The organism is Neobacillus sp. S1115, from assembly GCF_055385565.1.
In genome coordinates this window covers 4,768,414-4,795,264 of the sequence record NZ_AP038275.1, presented here as the reverse complement: position 1 = coordinate 4,795,264, position 26,851 = coordinate 4,768,414, and the positions used below count along the sequence as shown (strand labels likewise).

At 42.5% G+C, this 26,851-nt stretch carries 30 protein-coding genes and 1 other annotated feature; of the genes, 27 read left to right on the top strand and 3 right to left on the bottom strand.

The genetic code is table 11. The features are described from left to right. The first annotated feature begins 172 nt into the window (after positions 1–172). The 13 genes from ACZ5B7_RS23500 (at position 173) to pheA (ending at position 10,540) form a co-directional block, all read left to right on the top strand. Positions 173–589: a type IV pilus modification PilV family protein gene (locus tag ACZ5B7_RS23500; protein WP_464491169.1), complete on the top strand. Its 417-nt coding sequence runs from the start codon at positions 173–175 to the stop codon at positions 587–589. Beyond that, positions 586–1,074, top strand: a complete 489-nt coding sequence (locus ACZ5B7_RS23495; protein WP_464491168.1) for a PulJ/GspJ family protein — start codon at positions 586–588, stop codon at positions 1,072–1,074. The genes ACZ5B7_RS23500 and ACZ5B7_RS23495 overlap by 4 nt, the downstream gene beginning before the upstream one ends. Before the next feature lie 15 nt (positions 1,075–1,089). Continuing rightward, complete coding sequence (locus ACZ5B7_RS23490; protein WP_464491167.1) at positions 1,090–2,607, top strand: hypothetical protein; 1,518 nt, start codon at positions 1,090–1,092, stop codon at positions 2,605–2,607. Between the two features lie 154 nt (positions 2,608–2,761). Continuing rightward, positions 2,762–3,547: a peptidoglycan DD-metalloendopeptidase family protein gene (locus ACZ5B7_RS23485; protein WP_378584175.1), complete on the top strand. Its 786-nt coding sequence runs from the start codon at positions 2,762–2,764 to the stop codon at positions 3,545–3,547. Beyond that, positions 3,540–4,409, top strand: coding sequence for a M50 family metallopeptidase (locus ACZ5B7_RS23480; protein WP_464491166.1), 870 nt, complete (start codon positions 3,540–3,542; stop codon positions 4,407–4,409). The genes ACZ5B7_RS23485 and ACZ5B7_RS23480 overlap by 8 nt, the downstream gene beginning before the upstream one ends. A gap of 121 nt (positions 4,410–4,530) precedes the next feature. Then, positions 4,531–5,976: an Rne/Rng family ribonuclease gene (locus ACZ5B7_RS23475; RefSeq protein WP_464491165.1), complete on the top strand. Its 1,446-nt coding sequence runs from the start codon at positions 4,531–4,533 to the stop codon at positions 5,974–5,976. Positions 5,977–6,011: 35 nt separating this feature from the next. Next, positions 6,012–6,093, top strand: a sequence feature (ribosomal protein L21 leader region). Between the two features lie 13 nt (positions 6,094–6,106). After that, positions 6,107–6,415, top strand: a complete 309-nt coding sequence (rplU, locus tag ACZ5B7_RS23470) for a 50S ribosomal protein L21 (RefSeq protein ID WP_213120024.1) — start codon at positions 6,107–6,109, stop codon at positions 6,413–6,415. A gap of 15 nt (positions 6,416–6,430) precedes the next feature. Beyond that, positions 6,431–6,763, top strand: coding sequence for a ribosomal-processing cysteine protease Prp (locus ACZ5B7_RS23465; protein ID WP_213144716.1), 333 nt, complete (start codon positions 6,431–6,433; stop codon positions 6,761–6,763). Positions 6,764–6,775: 12 nt separating this feature from the next. After that, positions 6,776–7,066: a 50S ribosomal protein L27 gene (rpmA, locus tag ACZ5B7_RS23460; protein ID WP_213144717.1), complete on the top strand. Its 291-nt coding sequence runs from the start codon at positions 6,776–6,778 to the stop codon at positions 7,064–7,066. Positions 7,067–7,257: 191 nt separating this feature from the next. After that, entirely contained in the window at positions 7,258–7,785 is a 528-nt protein-coding gene (locus tag ACZ5B7_RS23455; RefSeq protein ID WP_464491164.1) for a Spo0B C-terminal domain-containing protein, read from the top strand. Positions 7,786–7,854: 69 nt separating this feature from the next. Continuing rightward, positions 7,855–9,147 (top strand): GTPase ObgE, encoded by a 1,293-nt coding sequence (gene obgE, locus ACZ5B7_RS23450; RefSeq protein WP_464491163.1) that lies wholly within the window; start codon positions 7,855–7,857, stop codon positions 9,145–9,147. 23 nt (positions 9,148–9,170) lie between these two features. Beyond that, positions 9,171–9,626 (top strand): ACT domain-containing protein, encoded by a 456-nt coding sequence (locus tag ACZ5B7_RS23445; RefSeq protein WP_378584168.1) that lies wholly within the window; start codon positions 9,171–9,173, stop codon positions 9,624–9,626. A 59-nt stretch (positions 9,627–9,685) separates the two neighbouring features. Beyond that, complete coding sequence (gene pheA / locus ACZ5B7_RS23440; protein WP_464491162.1) at positions 9,686–10,540, top strand: prephenate dehydratase; 855 nt, start codon at positions 9,686–9,688, stop codon at positions 10,538–10,540. Between the two features lie 669 nt (positions 10,541–11,209). Here the strand turns inward: pheA and ACZ5B7_RS23435 are convergent. Further along, positions 11,210–11,749: a transcription repressor NadR gene (locus tag ACZ5B7_RS23435; protein ID WP_378584166.1), complete on the bottom strand. Its 540-nt coding sequence runs from the start codon at positions 11,747–11,749 to the stop codon at positions 11,210–11,212. A gap of 53 nt (positions 11,750–11,802) precedes the next feature. After that, positions 11,803–12,951 carry an IscS subfamily cysteine desulfurase gene (locus tag ACZ5B7_RS23430; RefSeq protein WP_464491161.1) on the bottom strand — a complete coding sequence of 383 codons (1,149 nt, stop codon included), beginning with the start codon at positions 12,949–12,951 and terminating at the stop codon, positions 11,803–11,805. Positions 12,952–13,052: 101 nt separating this feature from the next. Between ACZ5B7_RS23430 and nadB the strand changes: the two genes are divergently transcribed. The 13 genes from nadB (at position 13,053) to yajC (ending at position 25,518) form a co-directional block, all read left to right on the top strand. Next, positions 13,053–14,621 carry an L-aspartate oxidase gene (gene nadB / locus ACZ5B7_RS23425; protein WP_464491160.1) on the top strand — a complete coding sequence of 523 codons (1,569 nt, stop codon included), beginning with the start codon at positions 13,053–13,055 and terminating at the stop codon, positions 14,619–14,621. Further along, positions 14,590–15,438, top strand: coding sequence for a carboxylating nicotinate-nucleotide diphosphorylase (gene nadC, locus ACZ5B7_RS23420; protein WP_464491159.1), 849 nt, complete (start codon positions 14,590–14,592; stop codon positions 15,436–15,438). The genes nadB and nadC overlap by 32 nt, the downstream gene beginning before the upstream one ends. A 1-nt stretch (position 15,439) precedes the next feature. Beyond that, entirely contained in the window at positions 15,440–16,543 is a 1,104-nt protein-coding gene (gene nadA / locus ACZ5B7_RS23415; RefSeq protein ID WP_464491158.1) for a quinolinate synthase NadA, read from the top strand. Positions 16,544–16,695: 152 nt separating this feature from the next. Beyond that, complete coding sequence (gene safA, locus ACZ5B7_RS23410) at positions 16,696–18,366, top strand: SafA/ExsA family spore coat assembly protein (protein WP_464491157.1); 1,671 nt, start codon at positions 16,696–16,698, stop codon at positions 18,364–18,366. After that, entirely contained in the window at positions 18,353–19,339 is a 987-nt protein-coding gene (locus tag ACZ5B7_RS23405) for a phosphotransferase (protein WP_464491156.1), read from the top strand. Before safA ends, ACZ5B7_RS23405 begins: the two co-directional genes overlap by 14 nt. 99 nt (positions 19,340–19,438) lie before the next feature. Continuing rightward, a complete protein-coding gene (locus ACZ5B7_RS23400; protein WP_464491155.1) occupies positions 19,439–20,125 on the top strand; it encodes a YhcN/YlaJ family sporulation lipoprotein in 687 nt (228 codons plus the stop codon). 126 nt (positions 20,126–20,251) lie between these two features. Beyond that, the gene (locus tag ACZ5B7_RS23395) at positions 20,252–20,782 is read left to right on the top strand and encodes an intercompartmental signaling factor BofC (protein ID WP_213144731.1); all 531 of its coding nucleotides are present in this window, start codon (positions 20,252–20,254) and stop codon (positions 20,780–20,782) included. A 287-nt stretch (positions 20,783–21,069) separates the two neighbouring features. Next, positions 21,070–21,681, top strand: a complete 612-nt coding sequence (ruvA, locus tag ACZ5B7_RS23390) for a Holliday junction branch migration protein RuvA (RefSeq protein ID WP_464491154.1) — start codon at positions 21,070–21,072, stop codon at positions 21,679–21,681. A 10-nt stretch (positions 21,682–21,691) separates the two neighbouring features. Further along, positions 21,692–22,693 (top strand): Holliday junction branch migration DNA helicase RuvB, encoded by a 1,002-nt coding sequence (gene ruvB, locus ACZ5B7_RS23385; RefSeq protein ID WP_213144733.1) that lies wholly within the window; start codon positions 21,692–21,694, stop codon positions 22,691–22,693. After that, entirely contained in the window at positions 22,693–22,896 is a 204-nt protein-coding gene (locus ACZ5B7_RS23380) for a DUF2905 domain-containing protein (protein WP_213145286.1), read from the top strand. The genes ruvB and ACZ5B7_RS23380 overlap by 1 nt, the downstream gene beginning before the upstream one ends. Positions 22,897–22,914: 18 nt before the next feature. After that, positions 22,915–23,943, top strand: a complete 1,029-nt coding sequence (gene queA / locus ACZ5B7_RS23375) for a tRNA preQ1(34) S-adenosylmethionine ribosyltransferase-isomerase QueA (protein ID WP_464491153.1) — start codon at positions 22,915–22,917, stop codon at positions 23,941–23,943. Positions 23,944–24,070: 127 nt separating this feature from the next. Further along, complete coding sequence (gene tgt, locus ACZ5B7_RS23370) at positions 24,071–25,210, top strand: tRNA guanosine(34) transglycosylase Tgt (protein WP_213144735.1); 1,140 nt, start codon at positions 24,071–24,073, stop codon at positions 25,208–25,210. Between the two features lie 29 nt (positions 25,211–25,239). After that, complete coding sequence (gene yajC / locus ACZ5B7_RS23365) at positions 25,240–25,518, top strand: preprotein translocase subunit YajC (protein ID WP_423799193.1); 279 nt, start codon at positions 25,240–25,242, stop codon at positions 25,516–25,518. Between the two features lie 46 nt (positions 25,519–25,564). Here the strand turns inward: yajC and ACZ5B7_RS23360 are convergent, their stop codons facing one another. Then, positions 25,565–25,924, bottom strand: a complete 360-nt coding sequence (locus ACZ5B7_RS23360) for a TIGR04086 family membrane protein (RefSeq protein WP_213120644.1) — start codon at positions 25,922–25,924, stop codon at positions 25,565–25,567. A gap of 264 nt (positions 25,925–26,188) precedes the next feature. On the opposite strand from ACZ5B7_RS23360, the gene ACZ5B7_RS23355 reads away from it, so the two are divergent. Then, on the top strand, positions 26,189–26,851 hold the full coding sequence (locus ACZ5B7_RS23355) for a DUF421 domain-containing protein (RefSeq protein ID WP_464491152.1): 663 nt from the start codon (positions 26,189–26,191) through the stop codon (positions 26,849–26,851).

Below are 26,851 nucleotides of genomic sequence, written 5' to 3'. Positions count from 1 at the left end.
ACGCATACAACAATTTCTCCTAATTTTCCGCTCAATTGTGAATTTTTTGTAAAAAAATATCACATTTTTGGTAAATAAGTGGTATATTATAAAAAGTCCTATATTTTTCCTTTAATATAGTATTTTAGTATTATTTCGCTTGTTACTATAGTTCTAGAATGAAGGTGGTACTATGAAGAAAAACGATGGTTTCACTTTAATAGAAGTCCTAGTCTCCATTGTCATCTTAGGTATGCTCTTAACAAGCTTCTTCCAATTCTTTGTCTTTTCCCAAAAAACGACGATGACTAATAAAGAAAAACTGGTGGCTGTGAATATTGCTCAAGCGGTGTTGGAACAAGTTAAAAACGAGGAATATCCTGAAATTACAAACACAATTACGTCTTATGACAGTAACATTTGCGCAGGTAATAGTAATTGTATAAAAAGATACCAAATTATTGAAAACGGGGATACATACAAAGTAAATGTAAATATAGGTGAAAAATTAATAGATTTAGCCGAATCCAATGATGATTTATACCAAGTTACAGTAACTATTACTGGCGAAAGTTCGAAGGCTTCCGTGAAGGGTGTTATGGAATTATGAGAAGAATAAAACACTCGTCTGAGAATGGACTTACCCTAGTAGAATTACTTGTTGGACTTGCTATTTTTAGTATTATTTCAGTTATGATTATTAGTAATTTAATAGGAGGAATGAACAGCTTTAAAAGTGTCAACAAGCAAATTTCCTTGCATGATGAAGCGAACTACATAATGTCAACATATGTAAATGAAATTTTTGTGGCCGGAAAGGTCACCGAAATAAGCGGGACAGATACAGGCTGCGGTCCTCAATTAGAACTTACCGATTATTATGGTGCTAAAACAAAAATCGGCTTGTCGGGGGATAAAGCCTTAATGGGGGATGTTCCATTAAACTCGGACAGCTTAAGAATTGTCTGCAGTGAATCTAAAATGACCTTAGATACGGTCAATCATACAGTTTTGATTAAGATGGTCATTATGGATGATGCCAATAAAAAGAAATTAGAATTAAATAATTCGGTTTCTTTTGAAGAAGTCCAATGAGGAGGGTAGGGTAAAATGAAACTGAATGAGAGGGGCTCTTCGCTGGTAACTGTATTAATGGTTGTTTTAATATTTTCAGTTCTTGGAATGGCGTTAATGGGGAATGTGATTAATGAAAATAAGCGGGTAATGGCGACAGAGTCGGACGTTCAGGCAAGGTATTTGGCAGAGAATGGACTCACTTATTTTGAAAAAGATTTTCAGGTGTCCATACCAGATATAAAAGCTCAACTTAAAGAACGAGTCAAAAAACAAACCGAACCTAATATCGTTCAAATTGATGACCTTGGCGCCTTCGCAGCGGAAGAATTTATATTGTCACAGTATCCAAATGAAATACCAGTGGGGGATTCAAGTAACCCGAATGAAACAAAAATCAAAGCAGAACTCATTACTAGTAACGGTGAAAAAGTAATAAAGGTGACAAGTACTGGAACCTCCGGAAGCAAGGTAAAGAAGTTAATAGGGTATTATAAACCGAATATCTCTATAGATTTTGATACTCCTAAATTTAAATTTGCTAATTTTGAAGGAAGAGCCATTGATTTTAGTGATAATAGTGCAATCGGACTAAATTTACTTTCGGCTGTCTCTTTAAGTTTATTTCAATTTGACAGAACAAAGGATGAGAATCATAACTATCGTGTGCCTGATGACGAACTTTTAAAGCTCAATTTTCTTAATTCTCTGGGGATTAATCTTGGAGTCGGTAATAGATTTCAAATGATGGAAAAATACCCTATTCTTGCAACGAGGAAGAATACCCTTTTGGGAGCGAAAGTTTTAAAAACTAATGAATATCCTTTGGTAACTGCTGATTTGTTAACATATAAAGATGATCAGCCGACCAATGTCCTAATTGACGGCAGTTACAATGTTTTTGATGCATTAGTATTTAAATATGTTAAGTACCAGGATATAAATTTTAAAAAGCTGGCGGTTATGGGAAACGCAATTATACAGCAAGATAAGTATAACGAATTCACTTATGGTTATGTAGATGAGGGCAACAAAAATAATGGAGGTGGCAACAACAGTTCCCCTCGAACATTTTCATTTGAAGATGGTCTATATGTTAATAAATCATTAGTCATAGGCGATTCACCAGGAGGTGTTGGAAATTTAAAGATCCTAGGTGACATTGTTGTAATAGGAAATCTCTTAATTAAAGATATCGATTTAATAATGGGTCCCAAAAAAGGTAACGAAGCAATTTATGTTGATGGTGATGTCACAATTACAAATTCTTGTTTGAGTTCTGAGCCTGATAGCTTTCAAAGCCGTATATTTGCAAAAGGTGAAATAACTATAAACGTTGGTCAAGATTGCAGTAATAAATTTAATGCTGTGCTTTATTCTGAAAAGGGGATTAAAATAAATAATAAAGGCAAAGAGCTCCTTTATAAGGGTGGGCTAATTGGTGATGTAACTGGTAAAGAAAACCTGAAGTTTGGGGAAAGAAATGCTAATTACTTAGACATATTGCAATTAAAGGGAAGTTTAACTCCTAAAGGGAGAGAATTTCAGAAGTAAAATAACCAAATGTGATACAAAAGGACCTTTAAAGTTAGAAAGGTCCTTTTTTAATACACATATATAACTATCTCAATATATTAATTTAATCCAGTCATACTTTGTCCACCCCCTTCATAAACTTGTACAAACTGTGTGAAAAGGGTTGATGGGTATGGCGCGGTCTACTCCGGATGAAATACGGCGGCGAATCGCAAAGAGAAAAAAAGAAATGGGCGGCAGCAAGGCAAATGCGCCAGATCGGAATTTGTTATGGCCAGGGGATGAGGAAAAATATGAATTTAATTATATACCCCCGTCTGCAGGCGGTGATGGTGATGATGGACACCCCTTATTTAAAAAGGAAGTATTCTTTTTCAAAATTCTAGCATCGGTCCTCTTGTTCTTAGTAGTGGCGATTATGTTCCGCAATCAAACGGCCACTTTTCAGCCGGCTAGGGATGTCGTCTTAAAAACGATGGATCAAGATTTCAAGTTTGCCGTTGTTTCCAAGTGGTATGAAGATAAGTTTGGCAAGCCGCTTGCTTTGCTCCCTTTTTCTGAAAAAGACAAATCAGATGCGAAAGAGCAGGTCCAAAAAGGGGCTGTTCCGGTAACAGGAAAAATTCTTGAGAACTTTGAGAAGAACGGTCAGGGAATCATGATTGAGACTGGCAAAGGAGCGGCGGTCCAAGCGATCAGTGACGGGTTTGTCATGGATGCTGGAGAAAAGGAAGGCATCGGGAAAACAGTCGTTATTCAGCATTCCGATGGAACAGAAACATGGTATGGAAATTTAAAAGATATCAAGGTCAAACTCTATGAATATATCGATAAAAGAGCAGTGGTGGGGACAGTTTCTGATTCAGCGGGAGAAGACAAAGCAAAAGGCCAATATTATTTTGCTGTTAAAAAAGGCGATGAGTTCATCGACCCGATTCAGGTGATTCGTCTTGAATAAAGTGATCGAGTTACTCCGGCATGTTCATATCCACCCGCTGTTATGGTTAGTCGTTGCACTCTCAATCGCTACGGCTCATTTTATGGAAGTCAGTTTACTCCTGGGCATCATTTTCGTACATGAAATGGGGCATGCGGCGGCGGCTTCTTTTTTTTCCTGGAGAATCAAAAGGATCACCCTCCTGCCATTTGGCGGGGTCGCCGAGATGGATGAGCACGGGAATCGTCCGTTAAAGGAAGAGGCGATTGTTGTCTTGGCAGGTCCGTTCCAGCATGTATGGATGGTGGGAGCGGCATTTGCTCTCCTTCATTTCAATCTGTTTCCCGAGGATTTATTTCCATTATTTATTGAATATAATCTGATGATTTTAATTTTTAACCTTTTTCCAGTTTGGCCGCTCGATGGCGGGAAACTGGTATTTTTACTGTTATCATTGAAAAATTCTTTTGCAAGCGCCCATCGCACCACGCTGATGATTTCCTTCGTCAGTTTATGCATTTTTTCATTTGTAATATTAGCTACAGCACCAGCCCATATCAATGTTTGGGTAGTAATCGGCTTCTTATTCTTTTCGCTTTATTACGAATGGAAGCAGCGGCGCTTTATTTTCATGCGCTTTTTACTTGAACGTTATTACGGGAAAAAATCATCAAGTCCAGACTCCTTGAAACCCATCCAGGCAGATGAGCAGGATCTTTTGATTAACGTCTTGGAAAAATTCCAGCGCGGTTGCAAGCATCCTATAATAGTCGAGGTCGACGGCAGGGAAAAAGGCACTCTCGATGAAAACGAATTGCTGCATGCCTATTTCACCGAAAAACGTTTAAACGACAAAATAAGCGACCTTCTCTTTTTGTATTAGTAAGGTATAATAGATAGAAAGCAGAGAGCGCTCGTCTGGGTACGAGCGCTTTTTCCTGTAACTTTGGGTAAAATAATGGTTAACCCAATAAGCTATTTATAAAAAGGTGAGGAAACAAGGTTTGGAAACATTAATTATAAATTACATAGGGCGGGAAAAGCGCTTCGCTTATCTCCGCGGAAATCGTATAGAAAAGATTATTTTTGACCGGCCAGAACATCGATCGTTGGTTGGTAATGTTTATTATGGGACCGTGACAAAGGTTTTACCCGGGATGAATGCTGTTTTTATCGATATCGGGGAAGAGAAAAATGCTTATTTACATCGTGATCAGCTTTCCGCATATGTGTTAGCATCAGAAAAACAAGGAAATGTATCGTCCTATGTACATCAAGGGGAAAAGCTGCTTGTACAGGTTGACAAGGATGCGACAGGCACCAAGGGTCCGAAAGTGAAAGGTATTATCGAAATACAAGGCACAAACCTAATTTACATGCCAAAAGGGCGATATGTCGCAGTATCCAAAAAAATCGCGGACGAAAAACAAAAAGCACGGCTTCGACAAAAAGGTAACCACGTGAAAACCGAAGAAGAAGGCCTGATTTTTCGGACATCAAGCATTACCGCAACCGAAGATGAGCTCCGCGAAGAATTAAGCAGCCTGCGTGAACAATATCAAGAATTTACCAAAAAGGCCGCTGCCTTAAAAAAGCCGGGACTAATTTTTCAAAAAGATACCTTTTTGGAAATGATTCAACATCAAGCTGAAAATATGTCATCAGGTGAAATTATCATAGATGACCTGGAACTAAAAAAACTACTCGGAGAAAAGCATGCCTGCACCTATTATAATGGAAAAGAAAATATCTTTTCCGCCCACCAAATTGAGCATGAAATTGATAAAGCTCTAAAGCGGGTTGTCTGGCTTGACCATGGTGCCTATCTCATCTTTGATGAAACAGAGGCGCTCACCATTATTGATGTGAATACCGGGAAGTTTTCCGGCAAGCAAGATTATCAGGATACCGTACTTAAAACCAATCAGCTGGCGGCGAAAGAAATCGTCAGACAGCTGCGCCTTCGTGATATTGGCGGGATAGTGCTCATCGATTTTATTGACATGAATCGTGAATCGGACAAGCAATCGATTTTAAATCTTTTTGAAAAAGAGCTGTCAAAAGATGAAAAAAGAACGAAAGTGATTGGCTTTACGCCGCTAGGGATTCTGCAGCTGACTAGAAAAAAAACGAAGGTTACTTTGTCGGAAGCGTTGCAGGAAAAATGTCCGGTATGTGAGGGGACAGGAAAAATCTTAAGTGCAGAGACGATTGCGTTCCGACTAGAAAGGGAGCTATTGGAGCATCGCTATTCTGAATTTGAAGCAGTCCTGGTAGAAACGACAAAAGAGGTTAAAGAGCAGTTTCTTCCCCATTTAGAAATCTTGGAAGAAATGCTTTATTTTAAAGTGTTTTTTACAACCACCATAGCCCCAGCACATTATTATTTATTGAAGCAATTCGGGTCAGTGGATGAGATATCCCAAAAAGCTGTTGACACTTCCGTCTAAATTATGTATGATTTTAATGTTATGTTTGTAGCGCACCCGTGCTACAACCGCACATGACAGGTAATAAGTCTTACGCTTTAGCATAAGCGCCTGTTTTTGGCGAGTCTGAGTTTATAAGGAGGTGCAGTTCATGTACGCAATTATCGAAACTGGCGGAAAGCAAGTGAAAGTTGAAGAAGGTCAAGCTATCTACATTGAAAAACTAAATGCAGAAGCTGGCGAAACAGTTACTTTTGACAAGGTTCTTTTTGTTGGCGGTGAAAATGTAAAAGTAGGAAGCCCTGTTGTTGCAGGCGCTACTGTTACAGCTAAAGTTGAAAAACAAGGCCGTCAAAAGAAAATCATTGTTTTCAAGTACAAGGCGAAGAAAAACAACCGTAAGAAGCAAGGTCATCGTCAACCTTATACTAAAGTAGTCATCGAAAAAATCAACGCATAAGGTGTTGAGTAATAGATGATTCACATTACGATTAATCGTACTGAATCCGGACTCGTTCATTCCTTTACGATGAGCGGACATGCTGACTTTGCAAAACGTGGCCGAGATATTGTTTGTGCTGGTGCATCGGCTGTTTCATTTGGAACAGTGAATGCCATCGAGGCTCTTACGGGAGTCAAAGCACAGGTTAAACAAGGGAATGGCGGCTTTCTCCAATGTACGTTTCCTGAGAATATTTCAAACGAAACACAAGAGAAAGTTCAGTTGTTGCTTGAGGCGATGATTGTCTCACTTGAAGGGATTGAAAAGGAGTACGGAAAGCACATAAAATTAACCTTCAAACAGTAGGAGGTGGAACAAATGTTAAGATTAGATCTTCAGTTTTTCGCTTCTAAAAAGGGAGTAGGTTCAACAAAGAACGGTCGTGACTCTATCGCAAAGCGCCTTGGCGCTAAGCGTGCGGACGGTCAATTTGTAACTGGCGGTTCTATCCTGTACCGTCAACGCGGTACTAAGATTTACCCAGGTGAAAACGTTGGCCGCGGTGGAGACGACACTCTATTTGCGAAAATCGACGGCGTTGTAAAATTCGAGCGCTTTGGTCGTGACCGCAAAAAAGTGAGCGTATATCCAGTAGCTCAAGAAGCTTAAAGTTACTAGAAAACTCTAACCATAACGGTTAGAGTTTTCTTTTTACCTTAACACCCTCACCTGTTTATTCATCATCATTGCACTTTTGCCTCTCCAAATCGTATCATTCAACATAAAAATTGCTTACTCATGGTTGTTTTTTTGATATACTAACAGAAAATAGTTTCCGATAAAGGATTGGGAGAGTACGCATGGAGAAAGAATGGGATATTATCGAAGTGCTGCGGCATTCACGACATGATTGGTTAAACAAGCTGCAGCTCATCAAAGGTAACCTCGACTTAAATCGAATTGACCGGGTTAAAGAGGTCATTACGGAAATTGTAGTGGAGACACAGCATGAGACAAAACTGTCTAATCTGGGACTTCCGCAATTTGCCTCATTATTATTTACAGCTAATTGGGAAAGTCATGCCTTTCAGCTAGAATATGAGGTTTTTGAGGATTCTGAGTACATAAAGATTAATGACTTCAAATTAACTGAATGGACAAAATCCCTTTTTGTCCGTTTAAATCAGACGATTGAAGCATTTCAAGAAAACCATTTATCCATAACAATTGAACCGCAGTCAGATGGAATTCGTTTCTTTTTTGATTTTCGCGGGATAATAAATAACAAGGAACTGATTGAACAATTCCTGGCTGGTTCACAAGAGGTGACCATTAAGGAATTTACCGAAAGCGAATTCGCGTTAGAGGTGTTTATGCCTGCTGTTTAATTCTGTGTGCATACGCCCGCGATCTCGTCGCATTCATCAGTTATTTCAAAGAACGACGGGAGGATCAACATGTTTGTCGATCAAGTAAAAATTTATGTAAAAGGCGGCGATGGCGGTAACGGAATGGTTGCGTTTCGCCGTGAGAAATATGTACCTAATGGCGGTCCAGCTGGGGGCGACGGCGGTAAAGGTGCAAATGTAGTTTTTGAAGTGGAAGAAGGCTTGCGTACGCTGATGGATTTCCGTTATCAGCGTCATTTTAAGGCACCGCGGGGTGAGCACGGCATGTCCAAGGGGCAGCATGGAAGAGGCGCTAAGGATATGATTGTTAAAGTGCCGCCAGGAACGGTTGTAATGGATGCGGCTACAAATGAGGTCATTGCCGATTTAGTTGAGCACGGTCAGCGCGCGGTTATTGCTAAAGGCGGCCGCGGAGGACGTGGGAATACCAGATTTGCGACACCGGCAAACCCAGCTCCTGAGATTGCTGAAAACGGCGAACCGGGCCAAGAGCGCGACGTCATTCTAGAATTGAAGCTTCTTGCCGATGTGGGTCTTGTTGGGTTTCCGAGTGTCGGAAAATCAACATTATTATCAGTTGTTTCTTCAGCCAAGCCGAAAATTGCGGAATATCATTTTACGACCATCGTTCCCAATCTCGGAATGGTTGAAACCGAAGATGGCCGCAGCTTTGTCATGGCCGACCTTCCTGGGCTTATTGAAGGCGCACATGCCGGAGTTGGGTTAGGGCACCAATTTTTACGACATATTGAACGGACAAGGGTCATCGTCCATGTTATTGATATGGCGGCGGCTGAGGGAAGAGACCCATATGAGGACTATCTAACGATTAACAGGGAACTGCAAGAATACAATCTCCGTTTGACCGAGCGGCCGCAGGTTATTGTCGCGAACAAAATGGATATGCCTGATGCGGAAGAGAATTTGCAAATATTTAAAGAGAAGCTGCAGGAGGATTATCCGATTTTTCCAATTTCTGCGATATCACGAAAAGGTCTTCGTGAGCTGTTGTTTGCAGTTGCTGATAAGATTGAGGAAACACCGGAATTCCCGCTTCAGCATGAAGAAGAAGAGGAAACAGGCGTTCACCGTGTTGTCTATAAACACGAAGCCGATGCTGAAGCGTTTAACATTACAAGAGATCCGGATGGAGCATTTGTCCTTTCTGGTGATAAAATTGAAAGACTGTTTAAGATGACTGATTTTTCAAGAGATGAATCTGTGCGCCGTTTTTCACGCCAGCTCCGCGGCTTTGGAGTTGACGATGCCTTAAGAAAAAGAGGAGCAAAAGATGGGGATATCGTGAGGCTGCTGGAATTTGAATTTGAGTTTTTAGAATAAGTTGAGGTCCCTAAGAGGGAGAGATGAGCATGGCTAACTTTGATAAAAAATTTTATTTGGTCCGTGAGGATGTTCTGTCGGATGCGATGAAGAAAACCATCGAAGCGAAGGACATGCTGGAAAGAGGGAAGGCAGAATCCATTTGGGATGCAGTTCAAAAGGTGGATTTAAGCAGAAGTGCTTTTTATAAATATAGAGATACTGTCTTTCCTTTTTCTTCGGTTTCAAAGGACCGAATCATTTCGTTATTTTTCCATTTAGAGGACCGTTCCGGAACCCTGTCAAAACTGTTAAGTGTTGTGGCGGGTTCAGGCTGCAATGTTCTAACGATTCACCAAACGATTCCGCTTATGGGGCGAGCTAATGTTACACTTTCATTAAACACTGCCGGTATGTTACATGATATAGATTCTTTGCTGGCCGAACTGAGAAAGCTTGAATTTGTAGAAAAGGTTGAAGTGCTGGGAACAGGTGCATAGTGAACAAAAGTTCACTGGCCCGGCTCTCAGCTTTCTTTTTAGAAAGGGAGTAGAGAAAAGTGAAGGTAGGATACTTAGGACCAAAGGCGACATTCACAGAGATAGCCGTTAGAAGAGTTTTTTCGGGATTTGAACATATACCGTTTCAGACGATTCCGGGATGCATGGACGCTGTTGTTGAACAGGAAGTGGATTTCGCTGTTGTTCCGCTTGAGAATGCCCTCGAAGGATCCGTCAATATTACCCTTGATTATTTAACCCAGGAAGTCGATCTTCCGATTATTGGCGAAATTACGCTTCCTATTAAGCAGCATTTAATGGTTCATCCTTCAAATGCTTCGGACTGGCAGCAGGTTTCAAAAGTCTACAGCCATTCGCATGCGATTGCCCAGTGCCATAAATTTTTACATACTCAATTAAAAGGTGTTCCGTTTGAAAGTGTGTCATCCACAGCGGCGGCTGCAAAAATGGTGATGGAAGCACCTGAGGCTAATATTGCGGCCATCGCTAATGAGCTTGCGGCGGAGGAATACGGCCTTTCAATTGTCCGCAGAAATATCCATGATTTTGATTATAACCATACTCGATTTGTTGTTTTGGCAAAAGAACAAACCGAATTAAAGGGATTAAGCGGATCAGCTCACCATAAAACTACCTTAATGGTTACTCTTCCATCAGACCAGGCAGGTGCGCTGCATCAGGTGCTGTCCGCATTTGCGTGGAGACGGATTAACCTCTCGAAAATAGAGTCTAGACCAATGAAAACCGGTATCGGCAATTACTTTTTCATTATTGATTTAGAAATGAAGCTTGATGAAGTGTTAATTCCAGGGGCCATGGCTGAGTTGGAAGCATTAGGCTGCGGCGTGAAGCTGTTGGGGAGTTATCCTTCGGTGATGGTTGAGATGAATTAGAATTTAAAAGTTCTGAATGTAAAAAAAAAGGTTCATAATGTCCGATTCGATGAAAGAAGGACGCACCGAGTCGTTATAAAAGGTTCATAACGCCGTAATTGATGAAAGAAGGACGCGCCGAGTCGTTATAAAAGGTTCATAACGCCGTAATTGATGAAAGAAGGACGCGCCGAGTCGTTATAAAAGGTCCATAACGCCGTAATCGATGAAAGAAGGACGCGCCCGGTCGTTATAAAAGGTCCATAACGCCGTAATCGATGAAAGAAGGACGCGCCCGGTCGTTATAAAAGGTTCATAACGCCCGAACTAATGAAAGAAAGCAGTGCCCAGTCGTTATAAAAGGTCCATAACGCCCGAACCGATGAAAGAAAGCGGTCGCCGGGCGTTATAGAAAGGTTCATAACGCCCGAACCGATGAAAGAAAGCAGTGCCCAGTCGTTATAAAAGGTTCATAACGCCCGAACCGATGAAAGAGGGTAGTGGCCGGTCGTTATAAAAGGTTTATAACGCCCGAACCGACGAAAGAAAGAAGACTCCGGTCGTTATGGAAAGGTTTATAATGCCCGAACCGTTAGAAAAATTCAACACTCAGTCATAATAAATAGGAATACCTCCCAATCTTATAACGAACGATAAAGAAAATCAGGACCCGTCAACCGACGAGTCCTTTTAATATTCCATCAAAAATCCTGCTTCCTTCATGGCTGCTTCCGTACGCGTTATTGCTTCCTCACTAGAGGCAGTAATGGTATGCAGATGGATGCCATCTGTCAGCTCCGATAAAAAAGCTGCCTTATTGCTACGGATTCTTTCGATAAACTGCTTCACTTCCTGCCGGTTCGAAACCATAATCGAAGCTGTTAAGTCCCCGTAAACAGCATGCTCAATTCTAACATCCTTTACGGTCACGCCATGATCAACAAAAATATACAGCTCTTTTTCCGTGTCCTCTGGGTTATGGCGGCAGGCAATTGTTTTTTCATATACATGGGCGCCGGGAGTTTGGCTAAAATACAAGTACCCCTGACTTGTCGCAATTATCGGTTCATTTTTCGCTTTAAGGAGAGTGATATCGCCTACGATGACCTGCCTGCTTACATTAGTTCTGGCAGCAAGGTCGCTTCCAGTTAGTGGCGAAGCACTTTCCTTTAGCAGTTTTAATATCAGAGTCCTCCTTTCCTCCCCTAAGATTTTCTTTTGCTCCGTCATAAAAACCCTCCCATTTGATATCTGTGAACCTATTCTAACATAATATCGGCTAATTAAATAACAGATGAGACCGCAAATTCATTGGCAATCTTCAATATCCCTGCGCCCAAAGCTTCGACTTCATTCATCGTTGTGGGATGGCCGAATGAGATCCGGATAAATTCCTTGGATTCATCAATTGTCAGCCCCAATGCCTGGGTAACCTTTGCAGGCGTCTGCATGCCAATCTGACAGGCGCTTCCGGTTGATATTGCAAAGCCCAACCGGTTGCATTCGAGCATCATCCATTGTCCCTCGATGCCGGAAATCCGCATGCCGATGATATTCGGCAGCTGTGAATCGCCTTCAGCCTGATAGACGTGGACTCGTTCACTGATAGGTTGAAGGGCGTTAAGAAATGCGCACCGGAGTTCAACAAATCTTCGTGCATTCTCCTGAATTTTGCCCGTAATTTTCTGGGCTGCGGTGGTCATCGCGGCAATCGCTGGCACATTCACCGTCCCGGGTCTAAATCCTTTTTCATGAGAAGTTCCCGGAAAAAACGGACTCCATCCAATTTTTGGATTAACATACGCTCCTCCAATTCCTTTTGGACCGTAAATTTTATGTCCGGAAAAAGAAAAGCTGCTTACCAAAGATGTAATGTTTCGTACATCGATTTTTCCAAAGGACTGGACCATATCGGTATGAAAATGGATATCGTGCTCAGTGCAGATTTTCGCAAGATGCTCAATAGGCTGGATGGTGCCTATTTCAGAATTAACATGCTGGATGGCAACAAGAATGGTATCCGGCTTTATTGTCTTTAATAGATTTTCAGGGTCAATCACCCCGGATGAATTGAACGGTAAATAGGTAATAGAATAACCATCTTTTTCAAGCCGTTTCAAGATTCCATGGACAGACGAGTGCTCCGCCATTCCGGCAATGATATGTTTGCCTGGTTTTTTTGGAGCAGATAATAATGCCTCAATAGCTAAGAAGTTTCCTTCAGAACCCCCGCTTGTAAAAAACAACCCCTGTTTATCCACGCCCAAAAGCTGGGCCATTTCTTCCCGGCAATGCTCAAGCAATGCGGCAGATTGTCCCCCGATATCATGGAGGCTGCTGGAATTACCAAAGAACTCGGTCGACGCCTTTACAAAAATCTCTGCAGCTTCCGGATCCAACGGGGTGGTGGCAGCATAATCAAAATATTTCATATCCGCTCTCCCTAAAGTTTAATAGAAAAATATCTTGTGTTTAGTGTAATTCTGTGTAAATATATATGTCAAGACACCTGTTAATCCAGGAGGGTCAAACAATGACAAAATCAGATGTTGTAATTATTGGAAGCGGGATAGCGGCTTTACAGCTGGCTGCCCACTTAAGTGAACATAAAAATGTGAGAGTTCTCACAAAGTCGAAATTACGAACAGCAAACTCTTACCTTGCCCAAGGCGGAATAGCCGCAGCCATCGGACCAGCAGACCATCCGGAAAAACATGTAGAGGACACCTTGGAGGCGGGGGCGTTTCATAATGACCCGGAAACTGTTCGAGAAATCATTTATGAAGCACCTAACCTAATACAAGAAATTTCCAAGGTATTTGACCGTGATTCGGAGGGGAAATTGCTGCTTGGAATGGAGGGTGCCCATAGTGAACACCGAATTGTCCATGCAGGCGGTGATGCGACGGGTAAGAACGTCGTGGAGCACCTTATTAGCACACTTAAAGCACATATCACGGTTGAAGAGGACGCCTTTGCATATGAGTTGGTCATCAACCCTGAAAACAACCGCTGTATTGGGGTAAAAGTTAAAGACTCAAAAGGTAACCTCAAAGTGCATTTTGCCAGCCACATCATCCTTGCATCTGGCGGCTGCGGGCAATTATATCGCTATACTTCCAATGCACAAACAGTCAATGGTGATGGGATCGCCCTTGCTTACCGGGCGGGTGCTGACATTATCGATATGGAATTTATTCAGTTTCATCCGACGCTTTTATATGTCAATGGTGAAACCAAAGGCCTTATTTCTGAGGCGGTGAGAGGAGAAGGGGCAAAGCTTATAACAGAGGAAGGCACTCCGATGATGGAAGGAGTTCATCCTTTCAAGGACCTTGCCCCAAGACATATTGTCTCGCAAACCATCTATGACTATTTGAAAAATGGCCATAAAGTATTTTTAGATATAACGAATGTAAGAGATTTTGAGACAAGATTCCCTACCATCACCGAGCTTTGTGAAAACAATGGAATTAACTTAACTGAGGGGAAAATTCCAGTTGTGCCCGGAAGCCATTTCTTAATGGGGGGAATAAAAACGGACCTAATCGGCCGCACATCAATCCAAGGATTGTATGCCATTGGGGAATCGGCTTGTACAGGCCTGCACGGAGCCAACCGGCTGGCCAGCAACTCCTTGCTGGAAGGACTGTATCAAGGAAAAAAACTGGCGGAATGGATTAATAAAGCACCGACAGAGATCATTTCAGCAATCTCAGTTACAACTAAAACCAGGCACACCCATAAAAAACTAAAGCTGCCTTCCATCCAGCAAATAAAAGATTCGATGATGGACCAAGTAGGAATCGTTCGCAATGAGCTTGCCTTAACAAATCAAAAAAAGTGGCTTGAGCAATTTAAAATCGATAAATTGCAAACGATTGATTCTTTTTCAAAACAAGAATTAACAAAAATCTTTATGCTGATTTCCGCCAAATTGATAACAGAATCAGCCCTAAAAAGGACAGAAAGCCGCGGCGGACACTTCCGAAGCGATTACCCAGCCGAGGATGATGAAAATTGGCTTCAGAAATCCATCATTCATACAAAAAAAGAAGTGGAGAGGAATCATGAACAAATTAAAACTGCGCTCACTACTTGAAAGCTTTTTTATCGATGATATCGGCGAACAGGATATCACAACAGATTTAATTTTTTCGGATGATACGCAAGGCGAGATCGTTTTTCTTGCCAAGGATGAAGGAATTTTTTGCGGGGAAGAAATTATCAAAACAGGATTCGAATTATTAAATCAGGATCTTTTAACCCGGGTTCTTGTAAAGGATGGGGAACCATTCGAAAAGGGACAGCAGCTGGCAACCGTCACCGGGAAAATTTCCGACTTGTTAAAAGGGGAACGGGTTGTGTTGAACCTGGTGCAGCGGATGAGCGGGATTGCAACGCTTACCAACAAAGCCGTGACAACTCTTAATAGCGATTTTACAAGGATTTGCGACACAAGGAAAACGACGCCGGGGCTCCGTATGCTGGAGAAATATGCAGTCCGCTCTGGAGGCGGATATAATCACCGCTTTGGGTTGTATGATGCCGTGATGATTAAAGATAACCATATTTCGTTTGCGGGCTCCATCAGCAGGGCAGTGGAGGCAGTAAGAAAACAAGCCGGCCATATGGTGAAGGTGGAAGTAGAGGTTGAAACCGAGGAGCAGGTAAGAGAAGCCGTCCAAGCCGGTGCCGATGTCATCATGTTTGACAACCGAACACCTGATGAAATAAAAGAACTTATTAAATTGGTGCCGCCGGGAATTATCACTGAAGCTTCAGGCGGGATTCAATTGAGCAATCTTGCTTCCTATGGAGACACAGGTGTTCATTACATTTCCTTGGGATTTTTGACTCATTCCTATAAAGCGTTAGATATTAGTGTAAAAGTGCTATGGAGCAAAGGAGAGGAATAAGATGAGCATTTTGGCAGCCTTCCAGGCAAATAAAATGATTCCTGAAAAATACAAGCAGATGTCCCGCGAGGAGCTCGAAGCGCGAGTTAAGGAAGTAAAAGAAAAATACGGCTCCCGTCTGTTTATACCGGGACACCATTATCAAAAGGATGAAGTTATTCAATTTGCCGATGCAACTGGGGATTCCCTGAAATTAGCGCAGTTATCGGCTGAAAATACCGAAGCAGAATTCATTATTTTCTGCGGAGTCCATTTTATGGCGGAAACAGCAGATATTTTAACCAGTAAAAGTCAAAAGGTATTTTTGCCTGACATGAGGGCCGGCTGCTCAATGGCTGATATGGCCGACCTAAACCAAACTGAAAGAGCGTGGGATAAACTCCAAAGTTTATTTGGGGACACCATTCTGCCATTAACCTATGTCAATTCTACTGCAGCCATAAAAGCCTTTGTCGGTGCAAACGGAGGTGCAACCGTTACTTCTTCCAATGCTGAAACAATGGTCAAATGGGCATTTGAACAAAAGGAGCGGATTCTCTTCCTGCCGGATCAGCATCTCGGGCGGAACACAGCTGTCGAGCTAGGGGTTGGCTTGGATGAAATGGCGATTTGGAATCCTATTAGTGACAGCCTCGAATACGAGGGTGATTTTTCAAAAATTAAAGTCATCCTATGGAAGGGGCATTGCTCGGTCCATGAAAACTTTACGGTGCAAAATGTGATTGACACACGAGAACAATATCCAGACATGAAAATCATCGTCCATCCGGAATGCCGTCGCGAGGTAGTGGAAATTTCCGACTTGGCCGGGTCAACAAGCTTTATCATTAATACGATTGAAAAGGCGAAACCAGGCTCTTCATGGGCCATTGGTACAGAAATGAATCTTGTTAACCGCTTAATCCAGAATCATCCGGATAAGCAGATTATTTCTCTAAACCCTCATATGTGCCCATGCCTGACGATGAACCGGATTGACCTTCCGCATCTTGTGTGGAGCCTCGATACCATTGAGGACGAAAATAACAATAATATCATTAAAGTAAGCTCAGAGATCGCGAAAAACGCAAAATTAGCATTAAAGAGAATGCTAAACCATTCATGACATAGATGCTGTGACTGCATCTATTTTTTTTGCCCTGCAATGGTCCTATTCATAATTTTTCAATAAATAGCATAAGTTTTTGTGAAGAATATTAGCATTTTGCCTATTTCCACATACACTATATGGACTTATGCCATAGGAGGGAAATCAGAGTGAAGATCCATATCGTACAGAAAGGGGATACTCTTTGGAAGATCGCCAAGAAGTACGGCGTGAATTTTGAAGAGCTGAAGAAGTTGAATTCGCAGCTCAGCAACCCTGATATGATTATGCCCGGTATGAAAATAAAGGTTCCGACAGTTGGCGGATCCATAAAAAAAGAAGGCGCAATCAATTTAGGAGCGAAAAAAGAGGTTCCGCTGAAAGAACACCCATTTGCCAAGGAGAAACCAATACCCATTAAAGAAATGCCAGTAAAAGAAATGCCAGTAAAGGAAGTGCCGATTAAAGAGCAGCCTATCGTTAAAGAAGTACCAAAGGTACCATATACTCCAAAAATGCCTCTACAAGTCGTCCCTGAAATTGACATCAATAACTACTACCAAGTGAACATGCAAAAAATGACGGTTAAAGAACAACCGAATCTCCCGCCAAAACCAGTAAATATTCTTCCAGAAGTTAAAGAAGTTCCAAAGAAAGAAATTCCTATTCCAGCACCTGTTGCTCCTGTACAAGAAATGCCGCAGGATTATTGTGTACCGATGACTCCAGTCATGCCTGGACCGGGATTCTGTCCGCCATACGGTGGTTTCCCTGCAGGGCCGTATATGCCGTACGCAGGCGGTCCTGGAATGCCAATGGCCCCGGGTATGGTAGGCGGTCCTGGAATGCCGATGGATCCGGGTATGGTAGGTGGCGCTGGAATGCCAATGGCACCAGGAATGGCTGGTGTTCCAGGAATGGCCGGCGTACCGGGTGCGGTGGGCCCAGCCGGATATCCTGCAGCTGCAGGCCCGGGCTATATGCCATATCATTATGATGATGAATCGTCAGCTTTCATGCCGCATATGCCGGCTGTAAATCCGGGTTATAACCCAGGTGCTGTTATGGGCGCTCAAAACCCAGGATTCAATCCGGCTATGCAAACAACTTACATGGACCCGGCAGCCTTTGGACAGATGCCTGCGGGATACAGCCAGGCTCCGGTTGGATACGGTCAAGTCCCGGCAGGATACAGCCAGGCCCCGGTTGGATACGGTCAAGTCCCGGCAGGATACGGTCAGGCGCCAGTTGGTTATGGCCAAATGCCAATGGAATATGGCCACGTGCCTGGAGGGTATGGTCAAATGCCAATGGAATCCGGCCAAATGCCTGCAGGATATGGGCAGATGCCAGTCGGATATGGCACTACTTCAGCAGGAGTTCCTCAACAAGGAGGTTATCCAGCAGGAATGGAATTTGGTCCATCCATGCCAGCTGGGCCTGAAGCATCATTTGGCGGCCAGGTACCTGGCGTTCCTTACGGAGCTGGAGCACCATATGGACAATTGCCCTACGGTTATCCGCAAATGTCTGGGCCGGCCCCTCAGGTAATGGGGGCAATGGATTTCCCATCGTCAGACGATATGGTGCAAGGAGCTGCAGCACCATTCATGCAAAATCCTGCACAGGGTCTGCCAGTAGGAACAGGAGCATTGGTTGACTGCGGCTGCGGAGCACCCGCTCAAGCACCAGCACCACAAGCTTTTGTTCCACCGACACCGCCAATTTACAGTGCGCCATATACAGCACCATTAAATGTTGCCCAGCCGCCATTTATGAACCCTTATGGAATGGGGCCGGCAGGCTATGGCATGACGGGTTTTCCTGATGAGAGCAGTTAATATAAGAAGTGGAAACGGAGACGATGCATATTTTGATCGTCTCTTCTCTTATTTTCAGTCACAGTTTCAGGGTGAAATAAGCAAATTTGTTCCAATTCGTGGAAATGTATTTTTAATCAAGACGAAAAAACAAAGCTATATCCTTAAAGGGTATTCGAACCATCGAAAGCAGAAATTGCAGGAGGCTTTTACTGCAACGCTGAGAAAAGAGGGATTCAAGAAAACCTATCGTTTTTTAGAACCTCCCTCAAAGGAACAGTTATATTTTGAAGGAACCCATTATGGCTGTCTCGAATATCTTTCCGCAAATAAATCCGCCTTTTCTTTTCATACCCGCAGTAACCGCCAAGAAGGATTGGACCTAATTGAACAATTTCACGATACGACTAAGTCTTTTGAAAAAAGGTATCGCACATTGCTGCCGAATGGAGATATTCTGGCAAAATGGACGGAAAGGTATCATTTATTTTTAAATAATCTTCCCTTCCTTCGCCATTTTATAAAGGAGCCTTTTGTCTCGGAAATGGTGTCGTGGGCGTATTGGTCTTTAACAGGAATGGAACAGCAACAAACTTTTTTTCATAACGAAGCCGATGTGATATTGCATGGTGATGTTGCCCATCATAATTTTTTACGGGACAAAACAGGTAAACTGCATTTAATTGATTTTGATTTGATTAATATTGGACCGCCGGTTTTTGATTATTTACAATATGCAAATCGAATTCTTCCTTTTATCGATTGGTCCTACGACAATTTGCTGACCTATACTCAAATTAAGAAATACAAAAGAGAACCAGCTTTTTTATATGCTTTAGCATATCCTGCAGATATTTTTCGGGAATGGAATCGGATTATCAGGGAAAAATCTTATTCTGATGAGACGAAATTAAAGCAGGTTATTGATTTATCCGTCGACCAGTTTACTGACAGAAAAAACTTTGTGGAGCAATTAAAGGACCTTTTGGAATAATCATGTAGCTGTTCTACGAGAATGAAACTTCCTTAAAATTAACACCCTAATAAAGAGCATGCTTCATATGCTCAGGATGTTTAGAAGGGGGTTTTTCGCTTGAACAAGAAACAGTGGATGATTCCTTTTTCTGCCCTAATGCTAATGGGTGCAGCCGGCTGTGCAAACGACAACAAAAGCTCCGACCAAAATAATAATTTGATGCGGCCGGTTGGTTATTATTCCAATGAAAACCATTCCGATAATAATTATGGGTACTTAAGGGATAATGACGGTGCCTTGCCAGAAGTATTGGATCACACAATTGGCGACGAGGACAACGTGATTAATGAAAACAGACGTAATGCGCTGCAAACAAAAGATGAAAATGGGAATCCGAAAAATCCTACAACACCTTTAGCCAAAACTGACAGGAATTTTTTCCAGCGAGATAACCGTTTCAGTACGGCGGATATGAATTATCACGGCCACTTGAATAAACCTATAGGGTCTGGAACAGTGACTGATCCAGGGTTTCAAGAGCAAGTGACAGATCAAATTAGAGACAGGGTAGCCGATATCGATAATGTTCGCAGCATAAGGTCGGTTTCTTTCGGTGATCAGGTGATTATCTCGGTAAAACTAAACAACCAAGATCGTGCGGCTGAAACTAAGCGGGCAATCAAGAATGCGGTAAAAAAATATGCTGAAGGAAGAAGCATAAACGTTATCACCGATGAAGGTTCCCTAGGACGGGACCGCAATCATAACAACGAACTTCCACAGCCAGAGCCTGATGGCCGATAGAACTGAGGGGCAAAGCAAAAACATGCTTTGCCCTTTTGTATTGTTTGGGTTCGGATAAAAAAGGAAAAAAAGGCTAAACTAGAATTGTAAACATGTTCAATTCTTAACATTTAAGAGGTGATTAGCATGAGGTTCAAACAAAAAATGCTGTCGTGGTCATGGTTTGCTATTCTCTTAATAGGAGGAGAAGTCTTTGGTGGAACAAGCACTGTCACAGCAGCCCAGCTCAATGACCAAAGAAATACCGAACCTCTGCAAATGACAGTGACTTTAGAACGAGTCTACCTTGATGGTGAAATCAGTCAAGAAACATTCCAGGAAACAGTCTGGTCCATGGAAAACTTTTGGGCAAAGTATGACCAATGGCAGGTTTTGAGTATTGATGAATCTACTGTAGTATTTAAACAGCAGGTCGATGATATTTCCCCGTTATTAAAGGGAAACGGCTATTTTGGAATTACTGATGACGGCGTCTTAACTATTTTTAATGGAAGACCTGACCGCTCTCGGATTATTCAATCTTTTTTTCAAATAGACATCAAAAAGCTTGAAAGCAAGGCGCAAAAAGAACTACTTCAAGGAATTCCTATTAAAAACAAAGATCGATATGTAGAGGTTTTGGAGACATTTAAGCCATATTCAATAAAAAAAGAATAAAAAGGAATCAAATCAGTCTGAAATTAAGTTATCAGCCTGATTTTTTTTCATTAACTTTGAAATATTTACCTGTTTTTTAAAAAGAAAAACGTTCTATTGGCGAATTTTAACGTTCTATCAGCGGATTTAAGCATTCTATTAGCGATTTTAAACATTCTATTGGCGAATTTCGCAATTCTATTGGCGAATCAAATAAACGGACCGATTTTCTTCAACTCACCCAAAATTGTATGATAGAATGGAATACAGTGTGTAAGCACAGCAGGAAACTAGGGGAGAGAATCAAATTGTTTGAATTTATAAAAGGTACCGTTGAGTTTGTCGGTCCAGAATATATCGTTATCGAAAACAATGACATCGGCTACCAGATTGCCACGCCAAATCCGTTCGTTTATTCACGAAAAATCGAAACCAAAGTGACGGTCTATACGTATCACTATGTACGGGAAGATATCATGGCGTTGTACGGTTTTGAATCTCGTGAGGAAAAAAGGCTTTTTACAAAGCTGTTAAATGTATCAGGTATCGGGCCGAAAGGGGCTCTGGCGATCCTGGCATCAGGCGAGGTCCAGCAAGTGGTCAACGCGATTGAAAATGAGGACGAAGGCTTTTTAATTAAATTCCCTGGGGTCGGCAAAAAAACTGCGCGGCAAATGATCCTTGATTTAAAAGGAAAATTACAGGATATCGTTCCGGATTATTTTCCGAATCTTTTCAATGCGGATACACTTCCAGTACATACACAGGACGGCGGCGAGGCATTTGAGGAAGCAGTGCTTGCTTTAAAAGCTTTGGGCTACTCCGATAAAGAAATTAAAAAGATTTCCCCTGAATTAAGAAAGGAACAGCTGACAACTGACCAATATATCAAAAAGGCCCTTCAACGGCTTTTGAAATAGGTGATGGTTTATGGAAGAACGGATTATTTCCGGTGAAGTAAACGAGCAGGAGATAAGCTTGGAACAAAGTCTTAGGCCGCAGACATTAAAGCAATACATCGGGCAAAATCAGGTGAAAGGGAATCTGGAGGTTTTTATTAAGGCTGCAAAGCTGCGGAGAGAAACCTTGGATCATGTCCTCCTTTACGGACCGCCCGGACTCGGTAAGACGACGCTTGCTGTCATCATCGCGAACGAAATGGGCGTCAATATCAGGACCACGTCCGGGCCGGCAATTGAACGTCCGGGTGATCTGGCTGCGATTTTGACTGCTCTTGAACCGGGAGATGTATTGTTTATTGATGAAATACATCGGCTCCCAAGGTCCATTGAAGAAGTTTTATATCCGGCGATGGAGGATTTTTGCCTGGACATCGTCATCGGGAAGGGGCCGACCGCCCGATCGGTGCGCCTCGACCTTCCGCCGTTTACCCTTGTCGGCGCCACTACAAGGGCTGGGGCACTTTCCGCCCCGCTTCGTGACCGATTTGGGGTTTTGGGCAGGCTCGAGTATTATAAAGAGGATGAGCTTAAAAATATCGTTAAACGAACGGCTGAATTGTTCGATACGGAAATAGATGACCAATCGGCAGGAGAAATTGCCAGACGTGCTCGTGGGACCCCGAGGATTGCCAACCGCCTTCTTAGACGCGTCCGGGATTTTGCCCAGGTAAAAGGGGACGGTTCCATCAATCTTGACCTGGCCAAGGAAGCATTGGAACTTTTGCAGGTCGACCGGCTTGGCCTTGACCATATTGACCATAAACTCTTAAAGGGGATTATTGAAAAATTTCGCGGCGGCCCTGTCGGACTGGACACAATTGCTGCTTCCATCGGAGAAGAGGCAGAAACAATTGAAGATGTATATGAGCCTTATTTGCTGCAAATTGGTTTTCTTCAGAGAACTCCAAGGGGCCGGATGGTCACCCCTAAAGTTTATCATCATTTCGGTATGGAGGTACCTTCACCGTGATGGGGCTATCGAAAACAATTATGATCATAGGCGGAGTCCTTTTTCTAATCGGTTTTTTAATGCAGTTTTTGCATCTCGGAAAGCTTCCGGGGGATATTGTTTTTAAAAAGGGGAATACTACCTTTTATTTCCCTGTAGTTACATCCATTTTGGTTAGTATTGTGTTATCCCTGATTTTTTACATCATGGGAAGATTTCGTTAAGAGTAGGGATGTTTAAATATGAAAGTTGATATTTTTGATTTCCATTTGCCTGAGGAATTAATCGCGCAGGTACCGCTTAAAAACAGGACGGATAGCCGATTAATGGTCCTAAATAAAGAAACAGGCGACATACAGCATGAAGTGTTTAAAAATATTACTGAATACTTGCGTGAGGGAGACTGCCTTGTCCTTAATGATACCAAGGTTCTTCCTGCACGCCTTTTTGGTGTCAAAAATGATACTGGCGCCAAAATTGAAGTGCTGCTCCTAAAGCAGACCGAAGGTGACCGATGGGAGACATTAGTAAAGCCTGCAAAACGTGTGAAGGAAGGGACCGAAATCGAGTTCGGCGATGGTCTTTTAAAAGCTGTTTGCACTGGAACTTCGGACCATGGCGGACGTATTTTGGAATTTAGCTACGAGGGAATTTTTTACGAGGTGCTCGACCAGCTCGGCGAAATGCCGCTTCCGCCATACATAAAAGAACAGTTGGAAGACCGCGATCGCTATCAGACAGTCTATGCCCGCGAACCGGGGTCAGCAGCGGCGCCGACGGCCGGCCTCCATTTCACAGAAGAACTATTGGAAGAGATTAAAGCAAAAGGGATCCATGTTACCTTTATCACCTTACATGTTGGTCTCGGTACCTTTAGGCCGGTAAGTGTGGATGATGTTGAAGGGCATGACATGCATTCTGAGTTTTATATAATGACCGAAGGAACGGCTGAGCTTCTTAATGAGGTAAGAAGGAACGGCGGCAGGATCATTACTGTCGGAACCACTTCAACACGGACGTTGGAAACAATTGCTTCCGCAAACGATGGTAATTTCAAGGCAGGCAGCGGCTGGACCAGTATTTTCATTTACCCAGGTTACGAATTTAAAGCCATCGATGGCATGATTACAAACTTTCATTTACCAAAATCCACACTAATTATGCTGGTCAGTGCCTTGGCTGGCCGGGAAAATATTTTGCGAGCTTATCATACAGCCGTTGAGGAACGTTACCGCTTCTTCAGCTTTGGCGATGCGATGTTTATTATTTAGTGGAAAAGGGGCGGAGCGACGCATAAATGAATCACTTTAGCAAAGCTTGGTATAAAAAATACATTCTTCACTTAAATAAGTTTTTGCTTAGCACTAATCACACCGCCTTTTGGAAGGAGAAAACAATTTGACTGCAATTCGCTATGAATTAATCAAAACGTGTAAGCAGACGGGTGCCCGCCTTGGCCGGGTTCACACCCCGCACGGTTCTTTCGACACCCCGGCATTTATGCCGGTAGGAACGCTGGCAACCGTGAAAACAATGTCACCGGAAGACCTTAAAGAAATGGGTGCCGGCATTATTTTAAGCAATACCTATCATCTATGGCTCCGTCCCGGACATGAAATCATTAAAGAGGCGGGTGGACTGCATAAATTTATGAACTGGGACCGGGCGATTTTGACCGATTCAGGCGGCTTCCAGGTGTTCAGTTTAAGTGAGTTCCGAAAAATTGAAGAAGAAGGAGTTCATTTCCGCAACCATCTTAGCGGCGAGAAATTATTTTTATCGCCGGAAAAAGCGATGGAAATTCAAAATGCCCTTGGTTCGGATATCATGATGGCTTTTGACGAATGCCCGCCCTTCCCTGCAACCTTTGAATATATGAAAAAATCGGTGGAGCGGACTTCAAGATGGGCCGAACGCTGCTTAAATGCCCACCAGCGCCCTGAAGATCAGGGGTTATTTGGAATTGTTCAAGGCGGGGAATATGAGGAGCTACGCAAGATGAGTGCCCAGGATCTCGTGTCGCTGGATTTCCCAGGGTATGCTGTTGGCGGTTTGTCTGTCGGCGAACCTAAGGATGTTATGAATCGTGTGCTTGAATTTACCACGCCGCTGCTGCCAGCCAATAAACCTCGCTATTTAATGGGGGTTGGTTCACCAGACTCACTTATTGACGGGGCTATTCGCGGGATTGACATGTTTGACTGCGTCCTGCCGACTAGAATTGCCCGGAACGGGACTCTGATGACAAGCTCTGGCCGGCTTGTTGTAAAAAATGCCCAATATGCAAGAGATTTTGGCCCGCTTGACCCTGAGTGTGATTGCTATACATGCCGAAATTACAGCAGGGCGTATATTCGCCACTTAATTCGCTGTAATGAAACGTTTGGAATTCGTCTAACGTCTTACCATAATCTATATTTTCTGTTAAGATTAATGGAGAAGGTCAGACAAGCCATCATGGAAGACCGGCTTGGTGATTTCCGCGAAGAATTTTTTGAGCGTTACGGGTTTAATCAGCCAAACGCGAAGAATTTCTGATAGATATTTTTTGAAAGGAGGGAAACAGTATGGGAAATCTGGGATCCATTATTCCATTAATTTTAATGTTTGTCTTGTTTTATTTCCTGTTAATTCGCCCGCAGCAGAAGCGCCAAAAGGCGGTTCAGAACATGCAAAGTGAATTGAAAAAGGGTGACAAGATTGTCACGATTGGCGGCTTGCATGGTTTTGTCGATTCAATCGATGAAAATAAGGTTGTCATCAAATGTGGCGATGGAAGCCGTCTTACATATGACCGCTCTGCCATTCGTGAAGTGACTGAATCAAGTAAGGAAGTACAAGTATAAGACAGGAAAGGAAGCTGTTTCGATAACAGCTTCCTTTTTTTGTATTTTACGCAGTTCTTGAATTATTGGTGGCAATATTAACTCCTAAAATTCCGCCCATCATAGAAATTAATGTATAGCAGGTATGATAGATTACTTGCTCAGCAGAAAACAGCCGGTCATAGCCGAGGTATTGAAATAAAAAGACGATTAGTGAGTAAATCAGACCAGTAACGCCGCCGATCAGCCAGCCTTTTTCTTTCCGCTTGCCGCCGGACAGAAACCCTCCCCCAAACAAGCCAATAAATGATAGGGCTGTTACCACATATTGAAGGGTTGACTCCTGGGCGGACGTGAATCTTAACACAAAGGAAAAAATAAGGCTGGCAATGCTTGCAAAAGCGAAAATAAAAATTAATCCGTACAGTATGGCTGTACCAAAACTCTTTGATTCGATGGCTCTCTCCCCCTTTTGTTCCTGCCGGGCGAAATTTAATCTATTTTGGATATTTTAATCGCGAAGGCCCGGAATACAGTTTTCTTCCTAGTACAAGCGTATTCAGAAGGGCGGCAAAGTAGAATTAAATTTTCGTTTATTCCTAAAAAGCACATCTGGGATATTATTCCTTTCATGATTTTTTCATTAGGGGCAAACAATATAATGGAATGCAATTAAAGGAGCGACAATAGGGTGGAAGATTTTCTAACGATACTTTTTAGGACTCTTTTTTTATATGCTGTTATTCTTGTCATTTTTCGCTCTATGGGAAAACGGGAAATTGGGGAACTTAGTATTCTGGACCTCGTTGTCTTTATCATGATTGGTGAATTGGCCGTTGTCGCAATCGAAAGACCAAACGTTAAATTATTTCATGCTGTTTTACCGATGTTCTTGCTCATGATTATCCAAATTGTAATGGCGCTTCTTTCCTTAAAAAGTAAAAGGTTCCGCGATATGGTCGATGGAAAGCCGACTGTTATCATTAACAGGGGGAAGGTAGACGAGGATGCAATGCGGAAGCAGCGCTATAATTTTGATGATTTATTGACCCAATTAAGAGAGAAGGACATTCGCAGCATTTCAGATGTTGAGTTTGCTATTTTAGAGTCATCTGGAAGTCTGTCCGTGATTGAAAGACAGAAGGGAAGTCAGAACGAGCCGAAAAATGGCGATATCACCATTCCATTAATTATGGATGGGACGATTGTTGAGGAGAATCTAAAAAAAATAAACAAAACAAATCTCTGGCTTCGACAGGAATTAAAGAAAAAGGGGTACCGTGACATTAAAAAAATTTCCTTTTGCAGTTATGAAAACGGAAAGTTTTTTATTGATTTATTAGACGAAGAATAA